Genomic DNA, 1,465 nt, shown 5'->3' on the forward strand with positions numbered 1-1,465 from the left:
AACATAGCTTGATTTGACTTCCTTTTATGAACGAATAAGTGTTGCTTGTAACCGAAAGCACGTAGAATAGATTATTTAATATTAAGGAAGTCTGCCGATAATTTTATTAATTGGGAGAGTTTATTTATGGAGGTACTTTACAAATCTTGTTGTGGACTTGATGTTCACAAAAAAATCATTGTGGCTTGTATCATTAATGACAATAAAAAAGAAACTAAATCTTTTGGTGCAATGACAGAGGAATTACTTGAATTAATTGACTGGATAAAATTTAATAAATGTGAAGCTGTAGCTATGGAAAGCACTGGAGTCTTTTGGAAGCCTATTTATAATCTTTTAGAGCTTGAGAATATTAAGACTCTTGTTGTAAATGCTAAACATATTAAAGCCGTTCCTGGTCGTAAGACAGATGTCAAAGATTCTGAATGGATAGCAGATTTATTAAAACATGGATTGCTTAGAGGAAGCTTTATTCCTTCTCGCGATCAGCGAGAACTAAGAGAACTTGTTAGATATCGAAGAAGCATTATTAGTGAACGTTCTAGAGAAATTTCTAGAATTCAAAAAATTCTTCAAGGAGCGAATATAAAATTAGACTCTGTTGCATCTAATATTTTAGGCGTTTCTGGTAGGCATATGATAGAAAAAATTATCGAAGGAAATACTGATTGCAATACCTTGGCAGAACTTGCAAAAGGTAAGCTAAAAAATAAGATTCCTGAACTTAAAAAAGCCCTTAACGGGCTTATTGCAGATCATCAAAAAATGATTTTGAAAGCTCAGCTTAAACATATTGATTTTCTTTCTTCTTATATAAGTTCACTTAATGAAGAAATCGAAAATAGGCTTAAAAAATCTCAAGATCTTATTCAACTTATTGATGAAATACCTTCTATAGCAAAAGTCTCTGCTGAAGAAATTATTTCTGAAATAGGCACTAATATGGATCAATTTCCATCTGAAGCTCATATTTCTGCTTGGGCTGGACTCTGTCCATCAAATAATGAAAGTGCAGGTAAGCGTAAAAGTGCTTCTTCAAGAGAAGGTAATAAACATCTTCGGTCTACATTAGTCGAGTGTGCTCACAATGCTTCTTTGCATAAAAATAGTTATTTTTATTCTCAATATCATAGAATAGCCGCTAGGCGAGGTCCTAATAAGGCCGCTATTGCCGTTGCTCATTCTATGCTCATTGTTATATACAATATGATAAAAAATAAACAACATTATAATGAACTTGGTATTGATTATTTTGATAAAAAGAATTCTGAATCTAAAGCAAAAAAACTTGCAAAAAAAATTGAAGCTTTAGGATATTCGGTTACTATCCAAAAAGCTTCTTAATACAAAAATACATTTTAATTATTATCCATTTTTTAAAAATTATTCATGGATAATTTAGTGGTTATTCTTTTTTTCTTTTTTTAGGGTCAATTGACCCTAAAAATTGGTTTTCAGAATAGCC

At 31.1% G+C, this 1,465-nt stretch carries 1 protein-coding gene; it reads left to right on the forward strand.

The genetic code is table 11. From position 1 onward, the window contains the following. Nucleotides 1-126 precede the first annotated feature (126 nt). Entirely contained in the window at nt 127-1,344 is a 1,218-nt protein-coding gene (locus tag IAI10_RS24540; protein ID WP_315675939.1) for an IS110 family transposase, read from the forward strand. Nucleotides 1,345-1,465 lie beyond the last annotated feature (121 nt).

Origin of the sequence: Clostridium sp. 19966 (genome assembly GCF_032335695.1) — a bacterium.
Lineage (GTDB): Bacteria > Bacillota > Clostridia > Clostridiales > Clostridiaceae > JACTOJ01.